At 69.6% G+C, this 25,710-nt stretch carries 26 protein-coding genes, 1 pseudogene and 1 riboswitch; of the genes and pseudogenes, 5 read left to right on the top strand and 22 right to left on the bottom strand.

What is annotated here, in order from left to right:
• Positions 1-33: 33 nt before the first annotated feature.
• Positions 34-282 carry a hypothetical protein gene (locus ACZ7LS_RS29340; protein ID WP_385135822.1) on the bottom strand — a complete coding sequence of 83 codons (249 nt, stop codon included), beginning with the start codon at positions 280-282 and terminating at the stop codon, positions 34-36.
• Here ACZ7LS_RS29340 and ACZ7LS_RS29335 point away from each other — a divergent pair.
• Entirely contained in the window at positions 281-2,824 is a 2,544-nt protein-coding gene (locus tag ACZ7LS_RS29335; RefSeq protein WP_385135819.1) for an ABC transporter permease, read from the top strand. The two genes, ACZ7LS_RS29340 and ACZ7LS_RS29335, sit on opposite strands and share 2 nt — an antisense overlap.
• A 109-nt stretch (positions 2,825-2,933) precedes the next feature.
• Here ACZ7LS_RS29335 and ACZ7LS_RS29330 read toward each other — a convergent pair whose 3' ends face one another.
• From ACZ7LS_RS29330 to ACZ7LS_RS29300, 7 genes are all read right to left on the bottom strand, one after another.
• The gene (locus ACZ7LS_RS29330; RefSeq protein ID WP_382877106.1) at positions 2,934-4,307 is read right to left on the bottom strand and encodes a phospholipase D-like domain-containing protein; all 1,374 of its coding nucleotides are present in this window, start codon (positions 4,305-4,307) and stop codon (positions 2,934-2,936) included.
• Between the two features lie 205 nt (positions 4,308-4,512).
• Positions 4,513-5,835, bottom strand: a complete 1,323-nt coding sequence (locus ACZ7LS_RS29325; protein ID WP_382521791.1) for a class I SAM-dependent methyltransferase — start codon at positions 5,833-5,835, stop codon at positions 4,513-4,515.
• A 313-nt stretch (positions 5,836-6,148) separates the two neighbouring features.
• Positions 6,149-7,534, bottom strand: a complete 1,386-nt coding sequence (locus tag ACZ7LS_RS29320; protein WP_382671415.1) for an NAD(P)/FAD-dependent oxidoreductase — start codon at positions 7,532-7,534, stop codon at positions 6,149-6,151.
• Between the two features lie 433 nt (positions 7,535-7,967).
• Complete coding sequence (locus tag ACZ7LS_RS29315; protein ID WP_385131414.1) at positions 7,968-9,107, bottom strand: trypsin-like serine peptidase; 1,140 nt, start codon at positions 9,105-9,107, stop codon at positions 7,968-7,970.
• Positions 9,108-10,333: 1,226 nt separating this feature from the next.
• Positions 10,334-10,525: a hypothetical protein gene (locus ACZ7LS_RS29310; protein WP_382671418.1), complete on the bottom strand. Its 192-nt coding sequence runs from the start codon at positions 10,523-10,525 to the stop codon at positions 10,334-10,336.
• Complete coding sequence (locus tag ACZ7LS_RS29305; RefSeq protein WP_382521802.1) at positions 10,522-10,728, bottom strand: hypothetical protein; 207 nt, start codon at positions 10,726-10,728, stop codon at positions 10,522-10,524. The genes ACZ7LS_RS29310 and ACZ7LS_RS29305 overlap by 4 nt, the downstream gene beginning before the upstream one ends.
• Positions 10,718-10,861 carry a hypothetical protein gene (locus ACZ7LS_RS29300; protein ID WP_382671421.1) on the bottom strand — a complete coding sequence of 48 codons (144 nt, stop codon included), beginning with the start codon at positions 10,859-10,861 and terminating at the stop codon, positions 10,718-10,720. The genes ACZ7LS_RS29305 and ACZ7LS_RS29300 overlap by 11 nt, the downstream gene beginning before the upstream one ends.
• Before the next feature lie 184 nt (positions 10,862-11,045).
• Here ACZ7LS_RS29300 and ACZ7LS_RS29295 point away from each other — a divergent pair, with 184 nt between their 5' ends.
• The 4 genes and pseudogenes from ACZ7LS_RS29295 to ACZ7LS_RS29280 all read left to right on the top strand — a co-directional run.
• Complete coding sequence (locus ACZ7LS_RS29295) at positions 11,046-11,879, top strand: helix-turn-helix domain-containing protein (RefSeq protein ID WP_129769339.1); 834 nt, start codon at positions 11,046-11,048, stop codon at positions 11,877-11,879.
• Positions 11,876-12,094: a DUF397 domain-containing protein gene (locus ACZ7LS_RS29290; RefSeq protein WP_385131418.1), complete on the top strand. Its 219-nt coding sequence runs from the start codon at positions 11,876-11,878 to the stop codon at positions 12,092-12,094. The genes ACZ7LS_RS29295 and ACZ7LS_RS29290 overlap by 4 nt, the downstream gene beginning before the upstream one ends.
• A gap of 122 nt (positions 12,095-12,216) precedes the next feature.
• Positions 12,217-12,432: a DUF397 domain-containing protein gene (locus ACZ7LS_RS29285; RefSeq protein WP_385131421.1), complete on the top strand. Its 216-nt coding sequence runs from the start codon at positions 12,217-12,219 to the stop codon at positions 12,430-12,432.
• A pseudogene (locus tag ACZ7LS_RS29280) lies at positions 12,422-12,571 on the top strand (type II toxin-antitoxin system Phd/YefM family antitoxin); the annotation flags it as partial. The gene ACZ7LS_RS29285 and the pseudogene ACZ7LS_RS29280, both read left to right, overlap by 11 nt.
• A 63-nt stretch (positions 12,572-12,634) precedes the next feature.
• Here the strand turns inward: ACZ7LS_RS29280 and ACZ7LS_RS29275 are convergent.
• From ACZ7LS_RS29275 to ACZ7LS_RS29210, 14 genes are all read right to left on the bottom strand, one after another.
• Positions 12,635-12,985: a cupin domain-containing protein gene (locus ACZ7LS_RS29275; protein WP_385131423.1), complete on the bottom strand. Its 351-nt coding sequence runs from the start codon at positions 12,983-12,985 to the stop codon at positions 12,635-12,637.
• Complete coding sequence (locus ACZ7LS_RS29270; RefSeq protein ID WP_385131426.1) at positions 12,982-13,926, bottom strand: Ppx/GppA phosphatase family protein; 945 nt, start codon at positions 13,924-13,926, stop codon at positions 12,982-12,984. The genes ACZ7LS_RS29275 and ACZ7LS_RS29270 overlap by 4 nt, the downstream gene beginning before the upstream one ends.
• On the bottom strand, positions 13,923-14,510 hold the full coding sequence (locus ACZ7LS_RS29265) for a DUF501 domain-containing protein (protein ID WP_385131429.1): 588 nt from the start codon (positions 14,508-14,510) through the stop codon (positions 13,923-13,925). Before ACZ7LS_RS29265 ends, ACZ7LS_RS29270 begins: the two co-directional genes overlap by 4 nt.
• 136 nt (positions 14,511-14,646) lie before the next feature.
• A complete protein-coding gene (locus ACZ7LS_RS29260) occupies positions 14,647-15,120 on the bottom strand; it encodes an FtsB family cell division protein (protein WP_382521820.1) in 474 nt (157 codons plus the stop codon).
• A gap of 124 nt (positions 15,121-15,244) precedes the next feature.
• Entirely contained in the window at positions 15,245-16,534 is a 1,290-nt protein-coding gene (gene eno, locus ACZ7LS_RS29255; RefSeq protein ID WP_356512691.1) for a phosphopyruvate hydratase, read from the bottom strand.
• Positions 16,535-16,955: 421 nt separating this feature from the next.
• Positions 16,956-17,666, bottom strand: coding sequence for a transglycosylase family protein (locus ACZ7LS_RS29250; protein ID WP_382522243.1), 711 nt, complete (start codon positions 17,664-17,666; stop codon positions 16,956-16,958).
• A 9-nt stretch (positions 17,667-17,675) separates the two neighbouring features.
• Positions 17,676-17,852: riboswitch (cyclic di-AMP (ydaO/yuaA leader) on the bottom strand.
• A gap of 264 nt (positions 17,853-18,116) precedes the next feature.
• Positions 18,117-19,127, bottom strand: coding sequence for a transglycosylase family protein (locus ACZ7LS_RS29245; protein ID WP_385341612.1), 1,011 nt, complete (start codon positions 19,125-19,127; stop codon positions 18,117-18,119).
• Positions 19,128-19,274: 147 nt separating this feature from the next.
• Positions 19,275-20,555, bottom strand: a complete 1,281-nt coding sequence (locus tag ACZ7LS_RS29240; protein WP_385131435.1) for a cytochrome P450 family protein — start codon at positions 20,553-20,555, stop codon at positions 19,275-19,277.
• Between the two features lie 138 nt (positions 20,556-20,693).
• On the bottom strand, positions 20,694-21,887 hold the full coding sequence (locus tag ACZ7LS_RS29235) for a methyltransferase domain-containing protein (protein WP_385131438.1): 1,194 nt from the start codon (positions 21,885-21,887) through the stop codon (positions 20,694-20,696).
• Positions 21,884-22,030, bottom strand: coding sequence for a hypothetical protein (locus tag ACZ7LS_RS29230; protein ID WP_382521832.1), 147 nt, complete (start codon positions 22,028-22,030; stop codon positions 21,884-21,886). The genes ACZ7LS_RS29235 and ACZ7LS_RS29230 overlap by 4 nt, the downstream gene beginning before the upstream one ends.
• A gap of 119 nt (positions 22,031-22,149) precedes the next feature.
• A complete protein-coding gene (locus ACZ7LS_RS29225; protein ID WP_382671450.1) occupies positions 22,150-22,992 on the bottom strand; it encodes a helix-turn-helix domain-containing protein in 843 nt (280 codons plus the stop codon).
• Positions 22,989-23,741 (bottom strand): DUF6879 family protein, encoded by a 753-nt coding sequence (locus ACZ7LS_RS29220; protein ID WP_385131441.1) that lies wholly within the window; start codon positions 23,739-23,741, stop codon positions 22,989-22,991. Before ACZ7LS_RS29220 ends, ACZ7LS_RS29225 begins: the two co-directional genes overlap by 4 nt.
• Positions 23,742-23,856: 115 nt before the next feature.
• A complete protein-coding gene (locus ACZ7LS_RS29215; RefSeq protein WP_385131444.1) occupies positions 23,857-24,888 on the bottom strand; it encodes a nucleoside triphosphate pyrophosphohydrolase in 1,032 nt (343 codons plus the stop codon).
• A gap of 86 nt (positions 24,889-24,974) precedes the next feature.
• Positions 24,975-25,634, bottom strand: a complete 660-nt coding sequence (locus ACZ7LS_RS29210) for a SurA N-terminal domain-containing protein (protein WP_385131447.1) — start codon at positions 25,632-25,634, stop codon at positions 24,975-24,977.
• Positions 25,635-25,710: the final 76 nt, after the last annotated feature.

Genomic DNA, 25,710 nt, shown 5'->3' with positions numbered 1-25,710 from the left:
TCCGCCCGTACACGACCGCCGGCCCCCGGCCCGTCACCCGTCGGTCCGTACAACCCGCACGATCCGCACGCCCGGCACGACCCGCACATGACCGTTGACCCGTACGTGGTGTTTCACCCGTACGTGGCGCTCCGTCCGCGCGTGCTCGTTGACCTGTACGCGGCCCCCTCGGGCCGACGCCCCGGCGGCCGGCCCCGCTTCCGCCCCCTCGGTCCGGTCCGTCGTGCCGTCCCGTCTGTTCGGCCTGCCCTCTCCGCCCACCCTCACCAGGACTTCCACCATGTTCCGTACCGCCTTGCGCACCGTGCTCGCGCACAAGGCCAGGCTGCTGATGACCGTCCTCGCCGTCATGCTCGGCGTCGCCTTCGTCTCCGGCACCCTGGTCTTCACCGACACCCTCGGCAACGCCTTCGAGAAGCAGTCGTCCAAGAGCTACCAGGACGTCGCCGTCGGCGTCACCGCGTACGACACCCGCGACTCCGGCGACACCGACGCCGCCAAGGCGGCCCCCGGGGTCGCCCAGGAGACCGTCGGCAAGATCGAGGGCCTGGACGGGGTCGCCTCCGTCACCGGCCGGGTCAACGGCTTCGCCGGGGTCGCCGACCCCGACGGCAAGCTGATCGGCGACGGCTGGAGCAACACCGGCTCCAACTTCGCGCCCGGCAGGAACGGCAAGGACGCCGCCTACTCCTTCACCGACGGCGCGGGTCCCACCAAGGACGGTGAGATCGCACTCGACAAGACGACCGCGGCCAAGGGGAAGTACACGGTCGGCGAGCCGATACGGGTCGCCACCAACGGGCCGGTGAAGGAGTACACCCTCACCGGTGTCTTCACCACCGACGACGGACAGGTCAACGCGGGCGGCAGTCTCGTCCTCTTCGACACCGCCGTCGCGCAGAAGCTCTATCTGGAGCCCGGCTTCTACAGCGATCTCACGATCACCGCCGCCGCCGGGGCCTCCGAGAGCCGGATCCTGGACCAGGTCAAGCCCCTGCTGCCGAAGAACGCCGAGGCGAAGACCGGTGGGCAGCTCGCCACCGAGCAGGCCGACCAGATCGAGAGGGGCCTCTCCGGCCTCAACCAGATCCTGCTGGCCGCCGCCGCCGTCGCGCTCTTCGTCGGCATCTTCCTGATCTCCAACACGTTCACCATGCTGGTCGCCCAGCGCACCAGGGAACTGGCGCTGCTGCGCGCGGTCGGCGCCTCCCGCCGCCAGGTCAAGCGCTCGGTGCTGGCCGAGGCCGCGGTGGTCGGCGTGATCGCCTCCACGATCGGTTTCCTCTTCGGTCTCGGCCTCGCCATCGCGCTGCGCTCGCTGATGGGTGTGACGGGCGCGAAGATACCCGCGGGCGCGCTGGTGGTCTCGCCGACCGCCGTCGGCGCCGCCTTCGGTGTCGGGGTGCTGATCACGCTGCTCGCCGCCTGGCTGCCCGCCCGCAGGGCCGCGAAGATCCCGCCGGTGGCCGCGATGAACAGCGTGCACGGCGTGGCCACCACCAAGTCGCTCGTCGTACGGAACTCCATCGGCGGCGCGCTGGCCCTGCTCGGCTCCGCCATGATCGTCGCGGGCGCCGCGGCCGGTTCCGACGGCCGGATCCTCATCGGCGGCGGCGCGTTCCTGACGATGATCGGCGTGATCGTGCTGATCCCGCTGCTGTCGCGTCCGGTCATCGCGCTGGTACGGCCGCTGCTGCGCGGGGTCTTCGGGGTGTCCGGCAAGCTGGCCGGGCTGAACGCCGTCCGCAATCCGCGGCGTACCGGCGCCACCGCCTCCGCACTGGCCATCGGGCTCACGCTGGTCACCGGGCTGACGGTGATCGGTGTCACCGTCGGCCAGGCCGTGGACAGGATGACCACGGACAACATCAAGGCCGACTACATGGTGACGATGGCTGCCGCCGGTGATCTGGACGAGAGCGTGCTGACCGCGCTGGAGAAGGCGCCCGGCGTGAGCGCGGTCTCCCCGCAGCAGCTCGCCGCGCTGGAGATCAAGGGCGACTACCACTCCGCCTCCGCGGTCACCCCCGGGGACATCGAGAAAGTCATCAACATCGCCTCGGTCTCCGGCTCTCTGGACACGCTCGCCCAGGGCGAGATCGCGGTCGCCGAGGACACCGCGAAGTCCAACGGCTGGAAGGTCGGTGACACCGTGCAGGTCACCTTCAGCGACAAGAAGACGGGCGAGCTGAAGATCGGTGCCACCTACAAGAAGAACGAGTTCCTCTCGCCGGTGCTGATGTCGACCGAGCTGGCGTCCGCCCACGAGGCCAAGCCGTACATCCCCGAGGTGTGGGTGAAGATGGACGGCGGCGCGAGCGCCGCGAACGAGCAGGCGCTGGTGGACTCGCTGGGCAAGAACCCGGCGATCACGATGATGGACCAGCAGGACATCAGGAACGAGTTCGGCGGCTTCATCAACACCGCGCTGAACATCATGTACGGCCTGCTGGCGATGGCCCTGGTCATCGCGATCCTGGGGGTCGTCAACACGCTGGCGATGTCCGTCTTCGAGCGTCAGCAGGAGATCGGCATGCTGCGGGCCATCGGCCTGGACCGGGCCAAGGTCAAGCGGATGATCCGGCTGGAGGCCATCGTCATCTCGCTCTTCGGCGCGGTGATCGGGGTGGGGCTCGGGTCCTTCCTGGCCTGGGCGGCCGGCCAGACCATCAAGGACCAAGTCCCTGGCTACGCGCTGGTCATCCCGTGGGACCGGATCGGGATCTTCCTGGTCCTCGCCGGTCTGGTGGGCGTGCTCGCCGCGCTGTGGCCGGCGCGCAGCGCCGCGAAGCTGAACATGCTGACGGCCATCAAGACCGAGTAACGCGGTCCCGGTCGAGGAGAGAGCGGGAGAGGGACGGCAGAGGGCAGACGACGGGAGAGAGCGGGAGAGGGCGGGACCCCGGCGCGGGGTCCCGCCCTCTCCCGCGTACTCACGTGCCGGCGCAGTAGCGCATCAGCTGATCGTGGTTGGCCTTGTACTGGTCGTGGATCACGGCGTCGTCGATCTTCAGCAGGGTCTCGTCATTGGAACGCAGCGCCTGCCACGAGTAGTTGTGGCTTCCGGTCCAGACGATCTTCTTGTTGGCGACGCCCTCGTATGTCCCCTTCACCAGCACGTACTTGGAGTGCAGCCCGATCTTCGGCGCCCCGCTCGTGGGCGGGTCCTCCCAGCACTCCACGCGCTGGGTGAGCTTGCCGGAGACGAGGGAGGTGACGGTCCTGCCGAGCGACGGTACGCCGGTGCCCCCGCCGTTCGGATTGCCGTCGCCCGCGAGATACACCAGGCAGCCCGCCTTCTTCATGGCCACGAGCTTGCTCGCGATCTGGTCGCGGTAGAAGAGGTTCGCCGCCATCCGCACCTCGGAGTGGCGCGTCGACGAGCACGCGACCTTGTCGAGGAGGAGCTTGACCGTGTCGGTGGCCGGGTCCTTCCGGTAGTCCGTGCCGGAGGTCTCGCGGCGCGGGAAGAAGTACGTCTTGTACGCGGGGTCGGTCGCGCTGGACGGCGTCCGGTAGTACGTCGCGAGCCCCGGGCCCGCGGCGCCGTACCTCAGCTGGTCGGAGAAGTACGCCGCGTAGTTGTCGTAGAGACCGGGGTCGGCGATCGTCACGGCGTTGTTGAACAGGTCGGTGCGCTGGGTGCCGGTCATATTGGCCGAGGTCTGCACGACGACGTTCTCCGCGCCTCCCGTACGGGAGAAGAGGAAGAACTTGTTGTGGTTGATCGCGCGGCTGCCGATCGTGCGGTTGCCGACGCACGAGCGGTTCGACGGGCAGGACATCACCCAGGACGGCCGGGCGCGGTCGGTGCCGAGGCCCGCCGCGAGGTTCTCGTACTCGCCGCCCGCGGTCACCGTCTCGTGCGATTTGTAGTCGAGGAGCGCCCGGACGGCGACGCCGCGTTCCTTGGCCGCGATCAGGGCCTTGCGGACGCTGTCGTCGGTGAAGGTGTAGAGGGACAGGCCGATCGAGCTGCCCGCCGGGGAGCCGTCGATGAGCGAGACGACATGGTTCCTGATCCTGTCCCGCTGGGCGGTGGTGCCCGCGGGGTCGTTGAAGATCGCGCCGGTGGTGACCGGGGCGGCGGGGGCCCCGGCCGGTAACCCCGACGGCGCCGGGGATTCGCCCCTGGACGGGGGCTCGGCCTCGGACGGGGCCCGGAACTCGGACCCGTCGTCCCCGTCGGCCCACGCGGCGCCGGGAACGGCCAGGACGCACATCAGGGCGGCGGCCAGGCCCAACAGCCGGGTTCCGCGGTGTCCATGGCGACGGCGATGGTGGTGACGGTGGTGGTGGCGGTGCACACCGGTCTCCTGTTCGGTTCGGCTCGGGGAGCACATGACTCACGAAGCACGGACCTGGTGAAACCCCGCGGAAAGCGGAAAACGGAGCCGCCGGGCAGGGGTGTGCCCGGCGGCTCCGTCATCCAGGCCCGGACGGCAGAACGTACCAATTCGCCGTCACTGTCCGGGCCTGATCACCTCTTTGTCACCCGCATGGTGTGCCGCGTCAGCCGCCCCACACCCGCGCTCGCGCCGGCATCCCGGAGGCACCGCTCTCCGGGGTCTTCACGGCCAGGATCTGGTTGACGCCGATCTTGTTCCGCTCGAAGGAGACCGCGGAGGCCGCCATGTAGAGGCGCCAGACGCGGGCGCGTCCGGCGGAGGTGGCACGTACGGCCTCCGCCCAGTGGTCCTCCAGATTGGCCACCCAGCGGCGCAGGGTCAGGGCGTAGTGCTCCCGGATCGACTCGACGTCGCGGACCTCGAAGCCCGCCTCCTCCAGCGTGCCGACCGTCCTGCCGACCGGCGCCAGCTCGCCGTCGGGGAAGACGTACGCGTCGATGAACTCGTCGATGCGGTACTTGCTCTCGTCCTTCTCGGGACGGCGGGCGATCTGGTGGTTGAGCAGCCGGCCGCCCGGCGTGAGCAGGGCGTACAGATCGTCGGCGTACTCGCGGTACTTGACCGAGCCCACGTGCTCGGCCATCCCGATGGACGAGATCGCGTCGTACGGGCCGTCCCTGACGTCCCGGTAGTCCTGGACCCGCAGCTCGATACGGTCGGTGAGGCCCTCCTCCGCGACCCGCTTGCGCGCGTAGGCGGCCTGCTCCCGGGAAAGGGTGACGCCGGTGACGCGGGCGCCGTACTCGCGGGCGGCGTGGATGGCCATCGAGCCCCAGCCGCAGCCGACGTCGAGCAGCCGGTCGCCCTCCTTGAGGGCGAGCTTGCGGCAGATCAGATCGAGCTTGTCGCGCTGTGCGTCCTCAAGGGTGAAGCGGTCGTCGTAGCCGTTGCCGTCGCCCTCGCCGTTACCCCAGTAGGCGCACGAGTAGACCATCGAGGGGCCGAGCACCAGCTCGTAGAAGTCGTTGCCCACGTCGTAGTGGTGGCTGATCGCCGCCCGGTCGCGGCGCTTGGTGTGCAGCGCGCCGTGCCGCCGCCGGATCTCCTCGGCGGGCGGGGCGGGCGGCGGCCAGGGTCCCGCGATCTGTACGAACCCGCGCGCGAAGGCCCGCATACGGGGGTCGAGTACGGGGTGCACCTCGTCCTTGGCGTCGGCGCCGCGCTCCCAGATGAGCCCGGCGAGGAGGCCGAGGGCCTCGTAGAGATCGCCCTCCACATCGATCTCACCGGCCACCCAGGCGCGCGCCAGGCCCAGTTCGCCGGGTTTCCACAGGAGGCGACGCAGGGCACGACGGTTACGGATGATCAGGGCCGGGGCGTCCGGGGGACCGGATTCGCTGCCGTCCCAGGCACGGATACGGACCGGGAGCGGGGCCCCCAGCAACTCTTCGGCAAGAGTGGTCAGCCGCAGCGCGGCGTCGGCCATGGCGTACACCTCCGTGATGAGGAATACCGGAAATGCTCAACACCACGTAAACACCGGTCGGGTGCGGATGCAGTCCCGACGACGCGCAATGGGACGGCAAAATACCTGCATCTACCACGCACTTTAGGGTGGATGTGCCCGCTTTTCTCCCGGCGCTCGCGAGAACCCGCGCAGATGGCTGGTGGGCTCGGGGCGCGTAACCGGCGGGCGGGGGGCGCGCATCCGGCGGCTCGCGGGGGCGCGCGCGGGCACGCGAAAGGGCCGCCCGCACCACGGATGGCGGACGGCCCTTTCGGGGTTCAGCGCGGCGGCGTCAGGACGCCTTCGCCTTCTCCGGAGCGGACGGCGCGGCGGCTGCCGCCGGGGCCGGCTTGGCGGCCTCGTAGAACTCCTCGCGCGGCGTCTCCATGGCGCCGAGCGAGACGACCTCGCGCTTGAGGAACATCGCGAGCGTCCAGTCGGCGAAGACCCGGATCTTCCGGTTCCAGGTCGGCATGGCCATGCCGTGGTAGCCACGGTGCATGTACCAGGCCAGCCGGCCCTTGACCTTGAGCTTCATCTTGCCCAGGACGATCATCGCGACGCCCTTGTGCAGACCGAGACCGGCGACCGCACCCTTGTTGGCGTGGCTGTACTCCTTCTGCGGGAAGCCCCGCATACCGGAGATCACGTTGTCGCCGAGGACCTTCGCCTGCCGCAGCGCGTGCTGCGCGTTCGGCGGGCACCAGGCGTTCGGGTTGCCGGCCTTGCGGCCCACGACATCCGGGACCTGCGCGTTGTCGCCGGCGGCCCAGATGTAGTCGGTGCCCTGGACCTGGAGCTTCTCGCTGGTGTCCACATGGCCGCGGGGGCCGAGCGGCAGACCGAATCGGGCGAGGGCCGGGTTCGGCTTGACGCCGGCCGTCCACACGATGGTGTTGGAGTCGACCTCAAGGCCGTTGTTGAGCACGACACGGCCGTCCACACAGGAGTCCATGCCGGTCTTCAGGTAGACCTCGACACCGCGGCTCTCCAGGTGCTCCTTGCCCCAGGCGCCCAGCTTCGGGCCGACCTCGGGAAGGATCTTGTCGGCGACGTCGACGAGGAGGAAGCGCATGTCCTCGCGCTTCACGTTCGTGTAGTACTTGGCCGCGTCGCGCGCCAGGTCCTCGACCTCACCGACGGTCTCCGCGCCGGCGAAGCCGCCGCCCACGAAGACGAAGGTCAGCGCCTTGCGGCGGACCTCCTCGTCGGTCGTCGAGTCGGCCTTGTCGAGCTGCTCCAGTACGTGGTTGCGCAGGCCGATGGCCTCCTCGATGCCCTTCATACCGATGCCCTGCTCGGCGAGGCCGGGGATCGGGAAGGTACGGGAGACGGCGCCGAGCGCGATGACGAGGTAGTCGAAGGGCAGCTCATAGGCCTCGCCGACGAGCGGCGCGACCGTGGCGACCTTGCGGTCCTGGTCAATGGTCGTGACCCGGCCGGTGAGCACCTCAGCCTTGGGCAGCACGCGTCGCAGCGGGACGACGACATGCCGAGGCGAAATGCTGCCGGCGGCGGCTTCGGGGAGGAAGGGCTGGTACGTCATGTACGAGCGAGGGTCGACAACCGTGACGGTCGCCTCCCCGTAGCGCATCTTCTTCAGAATGCGACGAGCTGCGTACAGGCCTACGTACCCACCGCCTACAACGAGGATCCTGGGACGCTCCGTGGTGCTCATGCCATCGAGTATCCACCCCTCTCAGGGGGGTGGCTCGTGAGCCCCTTCACAAGGTAGGGGGCCCCTAGTGCTACACTGCGCGGCTCGCGTGACCGAGGTCATGGTCCATTGGGGGAACCACATAGCGGGTTTGGTCGTTGCCCACCCCTCGTGAGCTGGCCCTCCGCACTCAGGCGGGGGTGTACCGCCGCACCCTGTTCATACGCGCGTAACGCGCCCGGAACCGCCCGGTATAAGGGCGCAGGGCCCCCTTGGGCCTAACAGACCGCCCTCTGCATCAGCCCCGCCACCCCACAGGGCCGATTTCCTTGTGAAGAAGTTCACGAACTTTCTCGCGGCGGCCTCGCGGAGGGCTCACGGAGGATTCGCAGCGCCCTCCGAGAGCCCTCGGGGTGATGGGGTGGCCGACCCTGTCAGATGCCTTGTCCGATACCTAGGGGAAATCGGCACGGGCCTTGTTGACCAGGCGGTTCAGGGGCGGGCCGCCGGCCGCCCAGTTGTCGTCGTCGAAGTTGAGCGTGCCTTCGGCACTGGTCACCGATACGACGCGGGGGAAGTCCTCGTTTGCCCAGAACGCGAAGAACGCACTGCCCGAGGCACCGTGGTCGACGCTCGCCGTCTCCGTGTCCATGTAGAGGCCGTCGCCTTCCTGGCCGACGATTCCGGGGTTGTCGGCGTCCTCGAACGACACCTGGTCCTGGAAGAACGGCACTTCGTCGTTCCCGCGGTCGTGCGGGTACGACACGTTGAACCAGAACGGCTTGTCGTCCCAGTCGTTGCTGTACTCCCGCGTTCCCATGAAGCCCAGCTGGCTGCCGAGCGGCCGATCGAGCACGAAGACGATGTAGTCCAGCGAGACGCTGATCTCGTCGTCCGGGTTGTCCACCTCCCTGAACCAGTAGGTGCGGGTGGCGTTGGCGACGCCGAAGGGTGCCGCTCCTCGGTTGAACGACGGGGTGAACGCGACCGGGGCGAGGCTGGGGCCCGGCCAGTGCCAGTTCATGACGTGACTTGCCGTCAGCACATGGCGGGGACCGATCAGCGTGCCTGTCCCGATCTTCACCTCGGCCGAACCGGGGGCCACCGGGACCGTGACCCGGCCGACCGTGCTGAAGGGGTAGGCAAGGCTGTCCATCTCGACCCGCCGGTCGGGCTGGTACACGTTCAGCGGCCGGACCGGCCGGCCCTTGATCGGGCTCAGGCGCGTCGGCCGGTACCGGACGGGCTCCCGGCCCTCCGGCAGCCGGACCAGATCGAGGTGGGCGGGCCGGTAGCCGTCGGCGGCGTGATCGGGGACGTCACGGTCGACGACGTGCAGCCGGTTGACCACAGGTGCGAACGACTGCCGCCTCCCATTGGCCACCCGGACGTCCACCCGATGCACCTCGCCCGGCCCCAAGTGCTCGTCCAGCGAGGTGATGGACACCTCGACCTCCGGCTTGTCGACCTCGGTGCGGACGTAGAACGAGCTCTGGCACCCAGCTGACAGACCGGGCGGCTTGTCACGGCTCGCGGGCTCGGTCGGTCGCGCACGAAGTTCTTCGATGCTCATGGGCGGTGCCGGCTTGGACATGGCGCGCTCCTTCCCGGATCACCCGTTACTCCCAGTCTGGGCACGGCTGACGGGGCCCGCGACTCGGGCTTTGTTGCATGGGATGCGCATGGGACGCGCGAATGCCATGGATGCTGGGTGCGGGTTCGTACCGAGGGGTAGCCGGGGTGGGCCGGGAGGTGTGGATGCGGGTGGGGGCCGCCCCTGGGTTTGAGTTTCGCGGCTCCGGGCCGGGTATCAAGGGCGCTCCTGCGTCGCGTCGGCTGCGCCGATTCCGCTTCGCTCCACCCTTGACACCCGCCCCTCCACCGCAAGTGCGGCTTTGAGGGGGGCGGCCCGGGGGAGGGGTCCCCGGGGAAGCACCCATGTTCCGGGGACCGGTTGCCGACCGCAGGTCGGCGGGTGGTCCGCGCGGCAGTGGAGTGGGGCGGCCCGGCACCGGCTCGGCGGGCCGATGCGGGTGGGAGGCCGGGACTCATGCCCCGCTGTGCGGGTCCGTTGTCGCCTGCACCAGCCGACTGGCGCGGACGGGCCTGCACCCGACCTGTATGTCCCAGTTTGGCGGGCTGTTCTGGGGCTCCCCCGCCGGTGATGCGTCCTGAGCGCGGTTAAGTCGTCCCCACGACACATCACCGCCTCTGACCGGCCCAATCAGCGCCTCACCAGTCACACCCACCCCACCACCCACACACCCTCACCAGCGGGGCATGAGTCCCGGCCTCCCACATGCGGCCAGTCGCTTTGCCGGGGCCGGGCCGCCCCACTCCACTCCCGCGCGCCCCGCAGGGTCCACTCACCCGAGGCCGGGAGACAGCCCCCGGAACATGGGTGCTTCCCCGGGGACCCCTCCCCCGGGCCGCCCCCCTCAAAGCCGCACTTGCGGTGGAGGGGCGGGCGTCCAGGGTGAAGCGCAGCGCAATCGGCGCAGCCGACGCGACGCAGGAGCGCCCTTGACACCCGACCCGCAACCGCGAAACTCAAACCCAGGGGCGGCCCCCACCCGCATCCACACCCCCCGGCCCACCCCGGCTACCCCTCGGCACGAACCCGCACCCAACAACGCACCGCCACCAGCGGGGCATGAGTCTCAACTACCCACTCACATCAGCCCGCTGAGCCGGTGCCGCGCCACCCCACACCACTCCCGCGCAGACAAGCCACCCACCGTCACAGCCGGCCCAGTATGAGGGCCACGACAATCACCCACAGGCTCGCGCCGACCGTCACCGCGATGGCGGCGAGACGCGTCATTCACGGTCCCTCGTGCCCGGCGGCGGACAGCCGAAGATCCGCTCGTACAGAGCCGCTTCGTCCGGCGCCTGGTAGGCGAACAGCGCTTCCCAGCGCTTGTACTCCCGGTGAGCACGCCTTCGGCGTGGACTGACGAGCCGCACCGAGACGGAGAGCGCGCCCGCGAACCAGCGCCGCGCGCGCTTCACACTCCACCCCTGCTGCTCCACTTGTTGCGTTCCGCCACCCGCGCCCTGAGTTCTTCCGGCGACCCACCGGGAGGCCCGTCGCCGGGCGGAGTCTCCCCCGTACCGTCCCCGCCGAGCGGGTCCTTCCACACAAGGAGCGCGCCGTCCGCGCCGAACGTGGCGATCAGCAGGGACAGCAGCCGTCGTGCCTCGCTAGTCGCCATCGGACAACCGCCGCATCAGTCCGGCCTCAACTTCGCGCATCAGCGCGGGGGTTGCTGTCGCGTATCCGTCGCGCGGTACCCACTCCGGCACGAGCCGCCAGAAGTCCTCGGTCACGCCTTCGGTCGGATCCACCAGGCTTCACCCTTCTTACGATTAGTTACGAACCGTGTTCAGAGTGCGATGGGTCGCGCTACGTTGGGAAGCGGTTCACCGTCCGACCTGCGCATTGGTCTCACTGGCGCGCCTCCACACGCCTGACCTGCACGGATACGACGAGTGACGTCGAGTCTCAGGTCAGTGGTCAAGGAGGTTTCGCATGACGGAGCGACGCGATGTTGACGAACCGGTGAGGAGTCCCCGGGAGGCATTCGGCGAGGCGTTGCGCAACGCCCGCGAACTGCGGGCGGCCGGCAGGCTGTCGCAGTCGGCCCTGGCGAAGAAGGCGCGTACGTCGAAGTCCACCATCAGCCGCATCGAGCGCGGAGTCCCGCCGATCGCCAGCAACTTGCCCGCCGTGTTCGATCAGATCTTTGAGACCGACGGGCAGTTCAAGCGGCTCTACGAGGAGGTGGTCTCGCGATCCTTCCCAGCCCTGTACCGGCGGCGCATGAGCCTGGAACGGGAGGCCATCGCGATTTGGGAGTGGGCTCCCGCCGTCATTCCTGGTCTCTTTCAGACTGCCGAGTACGCTCGTACGCTTTTCCGGGCCGACAATCCGCGGGCATCTGACGATGAGATCTCCGCGTCAGTGCGGGCGCGACTCGCTCGGCAGGAACTACTCCGGGGTGATGCTCCCCCGAACGTCCGCGTTGTGCTGTGCGAATCCGTGATCCGGCGCCGCTTCGCAAGCCGCGATGTGATGCGCGAGCAACTTGCCGTGCTGCTGGGTCTCGCCGAACGACCCACCACACGCCTACAGGTACTGCCGCTCGATGCGGAACCGCATTCCCTCATGGAATGGCCGGTCACGTTCCTCACGACGTCAAACCATATGACGGTGGTGTGCGTTGAGACCTACCGTACGACGGGCATCATCGAAGAGTCCGAACACGTTCGAACAGCGGTGCGTGCCTACGATGGTTTGACGAGTGAGGCGCTTTCGGCCCGGGACAGCGCTGCCCTCGTTAGAGAGCAGATGGAGACACTGTGAGCCCCAATCCCGTCCCCACCACGTGGGTCAAGTCCACCTATAGCGGTCCTGCTGACGGCAGCAACTGCCTGGAGTGGTCGCCTTTGTACGCCCGCGCCCACAACCTCGTCCCCATCCGCGACAGCAAAGCCCCCCACCTCCCCCACCTCACCGTCACCCCCCACGCCTGGACCAGCTTCGTGGCCTTCGCCACCACCCACGCCGCCAAAAGCTGACCCCGTACCGCTCGCGGATTTCACCTGTTCGGACAGGAATGCGCGGCCTACGATGACTTGACCAGCTAGGCGCTTTCATCACGGGAGAGCGCTGCGTTCATCAGAAAGCAGATGGAGAGACTGTGAACCCCAACCCCGCTCCAAGCGCATGGGTGAAGTCGAGCTACAGCACGTACGAAGGCGGCAACTGCGTCGAGTGGTCCCCCTCCCACGCCCGCGCCCACAACCTCGTCCCCATCCGCGACAGCAAAGCCCCCCACCTCCCCCACCTCACCGTCACCCCCCACGCCTGGACCGACTTCGTGGCCTTCGCCACCACCCACGCCGCCAATGGCTGACCTCGTGCCGATCGCGGACTTCGCGGCACTGGACGAGGCGGCCGATCGACTGCTGGCACGTGAGGCCGAGGCAGTCCTGGCCGGTGGCAGTCCGACCGTAACGATGGCCGAGTTGCTTACGGACCTTTTCACCGACCGCGGTGAGCACCCCGAGGGCGCGGCGTGTACTGCTGACCTCCACGCTCTGGTCGTACGAGATCGCCTACGACGATGTCGGCCAGTAGCGGATCTCCAGCATTGTGCAGCCCGTCTCCGTCCGGTACGGACCGTGCGGCATCCCCGGCGGTCGCGACGCGTAGTAACCCGCCCCGAACGTCGCGCCCAGCGTCAGGTCGTGCAGTTCGCCTTCGAGGAGGTAGACCTCTTCGTAGTACTCGTGCCGGATGACCCCCGCCTCGGAGGTGTCCAGCCCCGGTGCCCAGCGCGCGAGACGAGTCAGCTCTCCCTCGTCGCCCGGCGCCGCGCTGAGCACCCGTTCCGTCACGCCCGGGTGGCCGTCAACGGCCCGCCACGGCAGGTCCGTTGTGTCGAGGAACTCGTGCATCGCCTTCATCCGGCGGTCGCCGCCGCCCAGGCGATCCCGTCCAGGATGTCGTGTTCGCTGACCACGACCTCCTGGGCTCCGGTCCGTTCCATGATCGCGAGGAGTACGAGGGCGCCCGCGCCGATGACGTCCACCCGGCCCGGGTGCATCACGGGGATCGCGGCGCGCTGCGCGTGCGTGGCGTGGAGCAGACGGGTGGTGATCTCCTGGACCTGGTCGTACCGGATCACGGAGTGGTGGATCGCGGCGGAGTCGTACTCGGTCAGGCCGAGCGCGATCGCGGCGACCGTGGTCACGGAACCGGCCAGTCCGACCAGGGTGCGGGCCTCGCGCAGCGGGACCGTCTGTTCGGCCTGGTCGAGTGCGGCCTCGATGTCGGCGCGGATCGCGGCGATCTCCGGCTCCGTGGGCGGATCGCTGACGGCGCCGTCCCGTACGAGGTGGCGCTCGGTCAGCCGTACGCAGCCGATGTCCACGGAGCGCGCGGCGCGCACCTGGTCGTCGCCGACGACGAACTCGGTCGAGCCCCCGCCGATGTCCACGACCAGGTAGCTGTCCCCGTCGGACGGGCCCAGTTCCTTCGTCGCGCCGGTGAAGGAGTACGCCGCCTCCTGGTCGCCGGTGATCACCTCGGGCTCCACGCCCAGGATGTCCAGGATCCCGCCGACGAACTCGTCGCGGTTCTCCGCGTCGCGCGAGGCGGAGGTGGCGACGAAGCGGACGCGCTCGGCGCCGTGTTCCTTGATGGCTGCGGCGTACTCGCGGCAGGCGGCGAAGGTACGTTCCAGCGCCTCGGGGGCGAGCCGGCCCGTCCTGTCCACGCCCTGGCCCAGGCGGACGATCTTCATCCGGCGGTCGAGGTCGACCAGTTCACCCGTCTCGGGGTGGGCGTCGGCGACGAGCAGGCGGATCGAGTTCGTACCGCAGTCGATGGCGGCGACCCTGGTCATTCCGTATCCCCCTCGTCGTCGGACGGACCACCGGACGGACCACCGGAAGGACCGTCGGAAGGACCGGACACGCACGGCGTCACACACGGGCCCTTCGCCCACCACTCCGGCAGCATCGCGATCGCCTCGTCTCCCAGCGGGTTCACCCCGGGCCCGGCCGCCAGTGAGTGGCCGACCAGGACATGCAGGCACTTCACCCGGTCCGGCATGCCGCCTGCGCTCGGGAAGCCCTCCAGGACCTCGATGGCGTCGCGGCGCGCGAGGTAGTCCTCATGGGCCGCGCGGTACGCGGCGGCCAGCTCGGGGTCGGTCGCGAGGCGCTCGGTCATCTCCTTCATGACGCCGTTCGCCTCCAGCGTGCCGATGGCCGAGGCCGCGCGCGGGCAGGTGAGGTAGTACGTCGTCGGGAAGGGCGTGCCGTCGGGGAGCCGCGGGGCGGTCTCGACCACGTCCGGCTGACCGCAGGGGCAGCGGTGCGCGATGGCGCGCAGGCCGCGCGGCGGGCGGCCGAGCTGTTCTTTGAATGCCGCGACGTCCGCGTCGGTGGGTTCCGTGCGTTCGGTCTGCGGAGGGGGCGTGTCCATGCCTGCCTAGGTATGTTCTGCGGTTCTCGGGTGTTCCGCGGTTCTGGGCTGAGTCTCTTGTGTCCGGCCGTATGGGTCCGGACCATCTGCATTGTCCGGACTATCTGCGTTGTCCGGACTATCTGCGTTGTCCGGACTATCTGTCCTGGCGGTCCGCGTTGTCCACGCCGTCCAGCACGTTCGAGTACCAGGGGCGGTCCGTCGCCCCCCGCTCCTCGCGGCGCTGCTCGCGAACGTCCGGGTCGATCACGGTGTAGCCGGTCTCCCCCGGCATCACGTAATGCAGATGCTCCCGGGCCAGCCGCTGGATATACGCGTCGTCCTGGAGCCGCGCCTTCTCGTCGCGCAGCTCCTCGACCCGCTGCTTCGCCTCGCGGGCCAGCCGCTCCTGGTCGGCGATCTCGTTCCGCTGCGACACGTACTGCCGCATCGGATACGCGAGCGCCACCACCAGTGTGCACACGACCAGGGCGAGGAAGGCGGCCCGGCCGGTGAGCCGGGAGCGGCGGTCCTGCCTGCGGTTCTGCGAGCGGTAGACCCGGGCGGCCGTCTGCTCGCCGAGCAGTCGCAGCCTGGTCGCGGTGGAGAACCGGTCCCGGTTCCCGGCCATGGCTCGCCTCCCCTGTTACGTCCCCTGTTGTACGTACGTCCCCGGACACGGTACGGGACCGCGACCGGGGACGTACGGACGACGGGCGGAGCCGCCCCTCGCCCTCATATCCAGAGGAACAGGATCAGGCGGAACGGAACCGCGGGAACGCGCTGCGGCCCGCGTACACCGCCGCGTCGTCGAGGATCTCCTCGATGCGCAGCAGCTGGTTGTACTTGGCGACGCGCTCGGAGCGGGCCGGGGCGCCGGTCTTGATCTGGCCGCAGTTGGTGGCGACGGCGAGGTCGGCGATGGTGACGTCCTCGGTCTCACCGGAGCGGTGGGACATCATGCACTTGAAGCCGTTGCGCTGGGCCAGCTCGACGGCGTCCAGGGTCTCGGTCAGCGAACCGATCTGGTTGACCTTGACGAGCAGGGCGTTGGCCGAGCCCTCCTCGATGCCGCGGGCGAGGCGCTCCGGGTTGGTGACGAACAGGTCGTCGCCGACGATCTGGACCTTGGAGCCGAGCTTGTCCGTGAGGACCTTCCAGCCGGCCCAGTCGTCCTCGAAGAGCGGGTCCTCGATGGAGACGAGCGGGTACGCGGCGACGAGCTCCTCGTAGTACTCGGTCAGCTCGGCGGCCGAGCGGGACTTGCCCTCGAACTCGTACGAGCCGTCCTTGTAGAACTCGGACGCGGCGACGTCGAGCGCGAGCGCGATGTCGCGGCCGGGGACGTAACCGGCCTCCTTGATCGCTTCGAGGATGAGGTCGAGCGCGGCGCGGTTCGACTCCAGGTTCGGCGCGAAGCCGCCCTCGTCGCCGAGGCCGGTGGAGAGGCCCTTCTGCTTCAGGACCTTCTTGAGCGTGTGGTAGACCTCGGCACCCCAGCGCAGGGCCTCGGAGAAGGACTCCGCGCCGATCGGGGCGATCATGAATTCCTGGATGTCGACATTGGAGTCGGCGTGCGAGCCGCCGTTCAGGATGTTCATCATCGGAACGGGCAGCAGGTGCGCGTTCGGGCCGCCGAGGTAGCGGAAGAGCGGGAGGTCCGAGGCCTCGGAGGCGGCGTGCGCGACGGCGAGGGAGACGCCGAGGATGGCGTTGGCGCCGAGCGACGACTTGTCCGGGGTGGCGTCCAGGTCGAACATCGCCTGGTCGATCAGGCGCTGCTCGGTGGCGTCGTACCCGACCAGCTCCGGGCCGATCTGCTCGATGACGGCGAGGACGGCCTTCTCGACACCCTTGCCCTGGTAGCGGTTCTGGTCACCGTCGCGGAGCTCAAGGGCCTCGAACGCACCGGTGGAGGCACCGGAGGGGACAGCAGCACGACCCGTGCTGCCGTCGTCGAGGCCGACCTCGACCTCGACCGTGGGGTTGCCTCGGGAGTCGAGGATTTCCCGGGCTACGACGACGTCGATGGACGGCACGAGCATCTCCTTCTGGGATGTGACGCTTGGAGTGCAGGGTCTCATTGGCCTTGCGACACGAGACTATCCGGCGCGGGGTCATCGGTCGGCCGGTGCCCGCCACCTAAGACGAACCTAAGACGAAATGAGGCCCGATTCCCGCACCGCGGGAGCCGGCGGGAGCCGTGGCCCGCCCGCGGGCGGGCCACAGCCGAAACCCCGGCCCGGCGCGTACGGGGGATTACGCGCCCGGCCGGGGTGGTCTCGGGTGGGGCCAGGGGCCCTTCGCGGGGGCGCGGGTTCCCTGGTTCCCGGGGCCGGCCTCGGGACATCCCCGGGTTCCCTGGTGGGTCCCGGGGGCCGACCCCGGGACCATCCCGGGGGCCGACCCCGGGATCCCCGAGTGGGCCCCCGGGGGGGGAGGCCCCGGTGGGAGGCCCCGGTGGGGTCAGCTCAGGTGGAGCTGCTGGCCCGGGTAGATCACGTCGGCGTCGCTGACGATGTCCTTGTTCAGGTCGAACAGCTTCTTCCAGCCACCCTTGACCTTCTCCGCCTTGGCGATCTTGGAGAGGGTGTCGCCGGACTCGACCTTGTACTCGCCGTCGCCCTTCTTGATCGTGGTGGGACGGCTCTCGCCGCGCGAGGCGGGCTGGGCGGCACCGCGCGTGGTCTCCGCGCTCTCCCGCTGCTGCGGCTGCGACTGCTGCTTCGGCTGGGTCTGCTGCTGCGACCGCTGCTTGGGCTGCGACTGCTGCTGGGTGCTCCGGTCGGCCGAGCCACCGTCGTACGCGGCGCTGGACAGGCCCACGCCGCAGTTCGGCCACGCGCCCTTGCCCTGGCCGGCGAGGACCTTCTCGGCGACGGCTATCTGCTGGGACTTGCTGGCCAGGTCGGCGCGGGCGGCGTACGCGGTACCGCCGTAGGCCGCCCAGGTGGACGGCGTGAACTGGAGGCCGCCGTAGAAGCCGTTCTCGGTGTTGATGGACCAGTTGCCCCCGGACTCGCACTGCGCGACCTTGTCCCACTCGGAGGCGGTCGCGGCGGTGGCCGAGGTCGCGCCGAGCAGCGGGGCGGCGACGGCGGCACCGGTGACGCCGGCGAGCGTGGCGTAGCGGGCGGCCTTCGACGGGCGGCGGTGCTTGGCCTTGCTGGAACGCAGCAGCATGGAACATCTCCTCACCGACGCCTACGAGGTCAGCTGTCGGGTTCGGGCCAAGTGAGTTGCCCGGCCTTGTGCTCTGGCGCACAAGGCTTCACCCCAAGCCGGTCCTCGGCCGTCTCTCGACGGCCGGAGCCCGGCGCGAACCTTTGGGTCCCCCGCTCCTGCCTACGGCGCATGACGCGTCGGTTACTCCCCCCGACCGACGGCAGGATTCGGCGTGACGGTCGACGGGGCCCGCGGTGCGAGCGGTTCAGACCGTAATCACAGGTCTGCCCGTTGTTCAAAGAAGCACATCAAGGAAAAATCGCCCTTACCTCCCCCTGGGGCGACCTCATTTGCGCAGGTGGGAGACGAAACGGCGCGACCCGTTGAGCAATTGGCCCCAGTTGCGGCGAAGAGACCCTTGTCTCACTTTCACAGAAGCGGACATAGAGTCTCTAACTGCCTCTACTTCACGCCCAGATCAAGGGTCTGGCCAGGAAGGATCAAGTCGGGGTCGGCGCCGACGGTGTCCTTGTTCGCCTCGTAGAGCGCGGACCATCCGCCGGGCACCTCGCGCTCGTCGGCGATGAGCCAGAGGCAGTCGCCGGCGCGGACGGTGTACTGACCATCCACCGCGTCCGCGCCGTCCGTTCCGTCCGCCGCGCCGCCCGCGTGACGTGCCGATCCGTCACCTCGCGAGGCATGACGGCCGGATTCGCGCTCTTCACCCGAATTGCCCGGTACGGAGTCCTCCGGAGAGGCGTCGCCACGGTGCTTGCCGTTGGCGCTGCCCCCTGCCTCCGCGTCACGGGCGGCGCCTGAGGCGCCGGAGGACTCGGAGGGGGCGGGCGTCGTGCCGTCAGGGGCGGTCGCGTCCGGGGTGGACGAGGACGTGCCCGGGGAGGCATCCGACGGGGAGCCCCCGGCCTTGTCCGACGCGTCGGAGGATCCGGACGGCTCGGACGGCTCGGACGTCCCGGTCTTCCCTGACGTCCCGGTCTTCCCTGACGTGCCGGAGGGCTTGGGGGTCCCGGACGACGCGGGCGCCGTCTCCCGTTCCGCCTCGGGCGCCGCACCGGGGTCCACGCCCGGCGCGGCGCTGCCCGCCGTCAGCCCGGAGATCGCGGCGCAGCTGGCCCATGCCTTCGGGCCCTGCGCGTCGAGGATCTTCTCGGCTATCGCGATCTGCTGCGATCTGCTGGCGAGGTCGGCACTGGCCGCGTACTCCGCGCCGCCGAAGTCGTCCCAGGTCTCCTGGGAGATCTGGAGTCCGCCGTAGTAGCCGTTGCGGAGGTCGGCGCTCCACATGCCGCCGCTCTCGCACTCGGCGACGCGGTCCCAGGTGGAGGCGTCCGCCGCGCCGGCGCTGGTGGCACCGAGCAGCGGAATGGCGATCGCGGAGCCGGTCACCCCTGCCGCGACGATCAGAGCGGGGGCCTGGCGAGGTCGACGGTGTCGGCCGTTCCCGGAGCGCATGCGATTGCCTTCCGTGTGACTGATGTTTCGACTACTGCGTGTGGCGGCTGAGTTTTCGAGAACGTAGCGGTACTCGAACTGCTGTCACAAGTCGATGCAGCGGAGATCACGTGAAAGTCACAGTCTTGACGGGTCGTCAGTAAACTTTCAGCCGGACAATGGCGTGAACTGCACCGGAAGCGTGCGCAATCCACGCATGATGAGCCCTCCGCGCCACCGCAAATCGGCAGGATCTCCCGCAAGCCGCACATCGGGCAGCCGGGTCAGCAGGGTGGCGAGCGCGGTCTGCCCCTCCACTCGGGCGAGCGGCGCGCCGAGGCAGTAGTGGATGCCGTGTCCGTAGCCCAGGTGCTGATTGTCACGCCGGGAGAGGTCGAGGGTGTCCGGATCCGTGAAGCGCTCGGGGTCGCGGTCGGCGGCGGCGAGGACGACGAGCACCGGATCGCCCGCCGCGATCCGCTGTCCGCCGAGCGTCAGCGGCTCGGTCGCGAAGCGCCAGGTCGCCAGCTCCACGGGGCCGTCGTAGCGGAGCAGTTCCTCGACCCCCGTCGCGAGCAGGCCGGTCTCCCCCGCTCCGAGCGAGCGCTGGAGCAGCGCGCGCTGCTCGGGGTGACGCAGCAGCGCGAACATGCCGTTGCCGATGAGGTTCACGGTCGTCTCGAAACCGGCGAAGAGGATGATGAAGGCCATCGCCGCGGCCTCGTTCTCGGTGAGATGTTCCCCGTGGTCGCCGGCCCGGATGAGTCCGGAGATCAGATCATCACCGCGGTCCGCCCTCTTGCGGTGGATGAGGTCGGCGAGATAGCCCCGCATCTTCTTGACGGAGCGCCCGACTCCGCCCCGTGGCCCGCCCGTGTGGCCTGGTTTTGAATGCCGCAGCATCATGCCCGCCCAGTCGCGGAAGTCGTCCTGGTCCTCGCGCGGCACCCCGAGCAGATCGCAGATCGCGTAGATGGGGAGCGGGAACGCGAAGTCATGGATCAGGTCCGCCTCGCCCTTCGCGGCGAAGTCGTCGATGAGCCGGTCGGTCAACTCCTGCACGCGCGGCGCGAATTCGGCCACGCGGCGGGGCGTGAACGCCTTCGACACCAGCCGCCGCAGCCGGGTGTGATCGGGCGGATCGATATTGAGCAGATGTGTCATCAGCTCCGCCTTGCGCTCGCCGGGAATGCCCGTCTTCCCCTTGGCGTGGGCCGGCTCGGCGTGATGCGTGGGGTTCTTGGACAGCCGCGCGTCGGCGAGGGCCTGCCGGGCATCCGCGTACCGCGTCACGAGCCATGCCTCGACCCCACTGGGCAGCGTGGTCCTGTGCACGGGCGAGTGCTCGCGCAGCCAGGCGTAAGCGGGATAGGGATCGGTGGCGAACTCCCAGGTGAACAGCTCGGGAGCGGGCGGGGCGGAAGGTGCGGAGGCGGGCTGGTGCGGCATCCCCCGACAGTAGCCGTCCCCTTTTACCCCGGCCCCGTCCAGTTCCCCCGCTTCCCTCTGCCGGCCGCCCGGAGGGGCGGGCCCGCCCACCGTGGTGGGGTGAGAGGACGGCGGGCCGGTCGCGGTAGAGCGCGTGGGCTATCCGACGGCGGGGACCGGATGCTCCGGGGAGTCGAGCCACGCCCACGGCGTACCGTCCGGTTCCAGAGTCAGTCCGAACTGCTCGAACCCCGGGCGCCCCCGGCCGTCCCACCAGACGTACACGGCGGTGAGCTCGCTCCACAGATCACGTGGTCCGCCCTGGTAGACCTCGAAGGTGTCCCTCCCCGGTTCGTAGTCGGCTGTGGCCCACGACGTCACGGCCGTGTCGCGGAGCCACAGCGTGTAGGAACCGTCCGCGTAGTGCTGAGCCCAGGGGAACATCCCCCGTGTCTGGAGTCCGATGGCGAACATCGGGAGCCAGTCGCTCACGGCTTCCGGGGAGAGCGCCGTCTCCGTACGGCGTCCACCGGCCGGCCAGGGCCTGCGCAGGTACTCCCGCGTGTCAGTCCGGAACGCACGTTGCCGGCGGAGGCGCATGAACGCGGACGGCCCGATGAACGGACCGCCGGCGCCGCCGTCCTCCTGGACAGTGAGCCGGACGACGGCCTCCCCGCCGTACTCCGTGGCGTACGGGCAAACGATGAGCCCACCGGGCTCGGTCTGTCCGATGATCTCCGCCGGGATCTCCCGGAGCGAGGCCGTGATGAGCACCCGGTCATACGGAGCACGTGCCGGCCAGCCCAGGGAGCCGTCCCCGACGACGGCCACCGGGCTGTATCCGGCGGCATCCAGCCGAGCGTGGGCGGTGAGCGCGCTTCGCGGGTCGCACTCCACGGTCACCACGTTGTCGGAGCCGACCCGCTCGGACAGCAGGCCCGCGTTCCAGCCGGTACCGGTTCCCACCTCCAGGACGGCGGACTCCGGCCGCACGTCCAGAGCCGTCAGCATGGAGAACACCATGGAAGGCTGAGAGTTGGAGCAGGTCGGGTTCTTTCCCCGGCGTTTCCCGGTGTGCTCCCCGTCGTCCCACTGAGTGGTGAGGGACACGTCCGAGTAGACAGCCCGGAACCAGGCTTCAGGGGCCGTGCGGCGGTCGATGGCGTCAGCGCCTCCGGTACCGTCGGTCACACCTGGCCAGATCAGGTCCGGAACGAACGCTTCTCTGGGTACGGCCCGGTATGCCGGGAGCCAGTCGGACGCGAGGACCTTCATGTCCGCGAGGACCTTCATGTCCATGAGCCGGGAGGCCAGCCCCTCCGGGCCGGCCCCCGTCACGTGTCGCTCGCTCACCGCTTGGTGGGCCGGGTGTCGTCACGGTTCACATCGCCGTCACCGGAGCCGCCGCCTCCATGCTTGGCGCCGGAGTTGCTGTCGTCCTGCTGACTTCCGCCCTGACCCGATCCGGTCCCGCCGCCGTGCTTGGGATCACCCATGAACGCTCTCCTCAGTTGGTGCGAACTGTCCATGAGGAGACGCTAGGGCCGGTTGTCCGGCCGTGTCGGGGCTGATTCGCCGGATTTCGCGAGCCTGCCGGTGATCTTCCGAGGGATTCTCAGACGGTGTCGAGCGCCCGCCTGGCACGAGCGATCACGCGGTGGGCATCGGCACCGTAGACGGCGGAGTCGGAGAGCGTCTGCCACACCTTCCGGTAGACGCCGACGCTGTCCGCGTCGTCCAGCCAGAGTTCGGCGTGCCAGTCCTCCGCGATCACCAATCGATCGTCGTACAACCAGAACCCGTTGGCCGGTGGAATGCCGAGCGGGGCACCGAACGGGACGATGCCCAGGGAGACGGTGTCCAGCCCCAGTACACCCGCCAGGCGGTCGAGTTGCGCGGCGAGCACCGCGGGTGGGCACACCAGAGCCCGGAGCGCTGCCTCCCACATCACGATGTGGAACGTCCTGCCCGGCTCGTACAGCAGTTCCTGCCGCCTCACGCGCGCCCGCACGGCTTCCTCGGTGTCCCGCACCGATTGGTGCAGGTCCGTGTAGCGGGTGAAAACGTGGCGGGCGTACTCGGCGGTCTGGAGCATCCCGGCAACCATGGAGCTTTCCCAGCCCCGGATCCTCCTGGAGCGCTCGTACTGCACGGTGAGCGTGTCCTGGACCGGTCTGTGTCCTGCGGCCAGTTGTCTGCGCCACGCACGGGAACGTGACTCCAGACTTCTCAGCCTGGTGATCAGCTCCTCTGCCGCCTGCGGATGGCCCGTGCCGCCGGCCCATGCCAGCAGATCGTCCGCGGTCGCGGTCTGCCGACCGGTCTCCAGCTTGCTGACCTTGGACTGCGTCCAGCCCAGTCGTGCCGCAAGCTGCCGCCCGGTGAGACGCCGATCGGTGCGCAGCTCACGGAGCCGCGCACCGAGGGCCACCCGTGCTCGCTGGAAGTCGGAAGTCACACGCCGGACGGCATCTGTTCCGCGAACCGCTGGTAGGGGACGGCGTGGTGCCAGGCGGCGTCCCGTACCTGGCAGGCACGCGAGACCTCCACGGGGTCGGTGATCAGCTCGACTCCGGTGAGCTGATCCTCGTCATCGAAGTGCAGGCGGGCGATGACCCGGGAGTCGAACAGCCAGAAGTCGTCCTCCGGCAGCTGGAGACGCGTCGCGTCGGCGCGCCACAGGTTGCGGATGTTCTCTCCCACCGCGCTGTTCCGGCGCGCGTTGTCGAGCAGGTAGCGCTGTCCCACCGTCGGCGGGCTGTCCACGACGCGTACGCGCTCGAACCGCTTGCCCAGGGCCGTCTGCTCGCGGCGCACCACGCACCAGGGGTCGTCCAGGTCCCAGCCGGAGTCCTCCCCACGCGCGAAGCGCCGGTACGTCTCGGTCTCCTCGTCGGAGGCATAGCGGCTACGGGACTCCAGCCGCCACGCGCTGTGCTCACACGTCTCAAACATGGACTCGAACTCTTCGAAGCTGATCATCACGGGAACCCTCTCGGCCTCCTTCGGTGCGAAGTCCGCCAACAGCACACGCGGAACAATCACGAAGCTTTCCCCGGCCTTGACGTTCCGAAGCTGAGCGACGTCGTCGGGATCGGTCACCGCGTCGCCCTGTACAAGGACCTCCCCGCTGTCCAGGTCCTCGTACAGGGTCGGGCACCCGCTGTTGCCGGAGTTGGTACCGATACACCGGAGCCGTCGTGCCATTTCCGTTCCCCTCTCACCACCGGACGAGTCCCGACCAGGATGAGACGGGCATGGCCGTGCCGTCCTGCGTGATTCGCGATGATTCGCGTGATCACGCGCAAGAGACGCCCTCTCCCTACGGAGTGGCCTCCGGCTCCACGGCGTGGCCCTCGGCCGTGCGGATCGCGTCCCTGTATACGCGGGCCGCCGCGCGCAGGGCCGCCTCCGGGTCGGCGCCCGCCTCTTCCGCCCGTACCGCCATGGCCAGGAGTTCGTAGCCGATGCCCTCGCCCTTCGGGAGCGGGACGTCGAGGCCGGCCGTGCGGGTGCGGCCTGCCAGTTTGGCGGCGAGGGCGAGGCCGGGCTGGCCCAGGGGGACTCCGTCGGTGACCGAGTCGCGCTGCTTCTCGACCGCTTTCATCCGGAGCCAGTGGGTCTTGACGTCCTCGGGGGTCTCGGCCGTCTCGTCGCCGAAGACATGGGGATGGCGGTGGATGAGCTTGTCCACGATCGTGCCGGCGACGTCGTCGATGGAGAACGGCCCCCCGCCGTCCTCACCCTCCTCCGCGGAGCGCTCCTCCGCGATACGGGCGTGGAAGACGACCTGGAGCAGGACGTCCCCCAGCTCCTCGCGCAGTTCGTCGGCGTCGCCGTCCTCGATCGCCTCGACGAGTTCGTACGCCTCTTCGATGGCGTACTTGGCGAGCCCCTGGTGCGTCCGGGTCGACGACCACGGGCACTCGACGCGGATCCGGTCCATGACCTGGACGAGGTCGAGCAGCCGGGCGCCCGGCAGGTCGTACGAGCCGGGGAGCAGTTCCAGGTCCGGCATCTGGACGCGGCCGGAGCCGGCCAGTCGTGCCAGGCCGTCGGTCAGCCGCGCGTCGGTGCCGTCGCCCCCGCTTGAGGGGACGACCACGACCGTACGGCCGCCCGCGCACGCGTCGACCAGTTCCCGGGCGGTGGGCGCGGCGTGCTCGACGGTGATGCCCGCCTCGCGCAGGTAGGGCAGCTGCGGATGGCCGGCGTCGGGGCACAGCACCGCGTCGGCGGCGCGCAGCAGCTGCCAGGCGGGCCAGGACAGCAGGCCGGGGGCGACCCGGTGGCTGGCGGTCAGCAGGACGATACGGCCGGGGGCGGCGTGAGCGGCGGGAGCTTCGTCTGTCACCTCTCGAACCTACCTCCGGCCGCCCGGCCGCCCTCCCCCGCCGTCGGATCAGACGCCCGCCGTGCGATCAGGTGCCCGCCGTGCGATCAGGTGCCGGCCGGTGGCTCCTGCTCCGGGGCCTCGCTGGTGAGCTGCGTGATCCACGGCGTCCTGGCCTCGCCCAGCCTGACCTGCTTGTTGTCCCAGCTGCCGTACCGCGGATTGACATCGATACCGAGCTGCTCCGACGTCTTCGTCAGCTCGTTGAGGACCGCCTGCTGGCCCTGCGGCGTCGTGGTGTTCGCGCCGAGCGCCACGGCCAGCTTGGTCAGCAGCACCTCGCGGCGGATCGCCGACTCGATCTGGCCGGCGGAGAGCGCGCCCTGCTGGAGCAGCATCGCGGCGAACTGCTCGTCACCGCCGGACTGGGCGGCGGCCTGCTGCCGGGTGGTCTGGATCTCCTTGCGGCTGACCGTGACCCCGGTGTTGTCGGCGGCCTTCTCCAGCACCCGGTCGAAGATCATGCTGTTCAGCTTGGCCTGGCTGAGCTGCCCGGTGTTCTTGATCAGCTCCTCGGACTCCGGCACGCCGCGCTGCGCGTCCCGTACGTCCTGTACCTGGGCCTGGAGCGCGGACACCTCGATCCGCTGCCCGCCGACGACGGCCGCCGCTCCGGGGTGGGCTTCGTTGCCGCAGGCGGTGAGGAGTGGGGCCGCGGCGAGGAGCGCGACGGAGACGGAGAGCGCGGTGCGACGACGGCGGTGCAAAGGGGGCCTCCCGGCGTGATTGTGCGGCGATGCACAAGGCCTTGCAGTGATCGATGGTAGGCAGTGGACGTGGTCC

The sequence above is a fragment of the Streptomyces sp. NPDC039430 genome (genome assembly GCF_055639435.1).
Note: the sequence above shows the minus strand (reverse complement) of the source record. Positions and strands in the feature narration are given on the sequence as shown.

What these genes read in the sequence shown, in the direction of transcription:
- ACZ7LS_RS29335 (WP_385135819.1), top strand. Translation starts at nt 281, where the DNA reads ATGTTCCGTACCGCCTTGCGCACCGTGCTCGCGCACAAGGCCAGGCTG.
- ACZ7LS_RS29340 (WP_385135822.1), bottom strand. Translation starts at nt 282, where the DNA reads ATGGTGGAAGTCCTGGTGAGGGTGGGCGGAGAGGGCAGGCCGAACAGA.
- ACZ7LS_RS29325 (WP_382521791.1), bottom strand. Translation starts at nt 5,835, where the DNA reads ATGGCCGACGCCGCGCTGCGGCTGACCACTCTTGCCGAAGAGTTGCTG.
- ACZ7LS_RS29320 (WP_382671415.1), bottom strand. Translation starts at nt 7,534, where the DNA reads ATGAGCACCACGGAGCGTCCCAGGATCCTCGTTGTAGGCGGTGGGTAC.
- ACZ7LS_RS29315 (WP_385131414.1), bottom strand. Translation starts at nt 9,107, where the DNA reads ATGTCCAAGCCGGCACCGCCCATGAGCATCGAAGAACTTCGTGCGCGA.
- ACZ7LS_RS29305 (WP_382521802.1), bottom strand. Translation starts at nt 10,728, where the DNA reads ATGGCGACTAGCGAGGCACGACGGCTGCTGTCCCTGCTGATCGCCACG.
- ACZ7LS_RS29295 (WP_129769339.1), top strand. Translation starts at nt 11,046, where the DNA reads ATGACGGAGCGACGCGATGTTGACGAACCGGTGAGGAGTCCCCGGGAG.
- ACZ7LS_RS29275 (WP_385131423.1), bottom strand. Translation starts at nt 12,985, where the DNA reads ATGAAGGCGATGCACGAGTTCCTCGACACAACGGACCTGCCGTGGCGG.
- ACZ7LS_RS29270 (WP_385131426.1), bottom strand. Translation starts at nt 13,926, where the DNA reads ATGACCAGGGTCGCCGCCATCGACTGCGGTACGAACTCGATCCGCCTG.
- ACZ7LS_RS29265 (WP_385131429.1), bottom strand. Translation starts at nt 14,510, where the DNA reads ATGGACACGCCCCCTCCGCAGACCGAACGCACGGAACCCACCGACGCG.
- ACZ7LS_RS29260 (WP_382521820.1), bottom strand. Translation starts at nt 15,120, where the DNA reads ATGGCCGGGAACCGGGACCGGTTCTCCACCGCGACCAGGCTGCGACTG.
- eno (WP_356512691.1), bottom strand. Translation starts at nt 16,534, where the DNA reads ATGCTCGTGCCGTCCATCGACGTCGTCGTAGCCCGGGAAATCCTCGAC.
- ACZ7LS_RS29245 (WP_385341612.1), bottom strand. Translation starts at nt 19,127, where the DNA reads ATGCGCTCCGGGAACGGCCGACACCGTCGACCTCGCCAGGCCCCCGCT.
- ACZ7LS_RS29240 (WP_385131435.1), bottom strand. Translation starts at nt 20,555, where the DNA reads ATGCCGCACCAGCCCGCCTCCGCACCTTCCGCCCCGCCCGCTCCCGAG.
- ACZ7LS_RS29230 (WP_382521832.1), bottom strand. Translation starts at nt 22,030, where the DNA reads ATGGGTGATCCCAAGCACGGCGGCGGGACCGGATCGGGTCAGGGCGGA.
- ACZ7LS_RS29220 (WP_385131441.1), bottom strand. Translation starts at nt 23,741, where the DNA reads ATGGCACGACGGCTCCGGTGTATCGGTACCAACTCCGGCAACAGCGGG.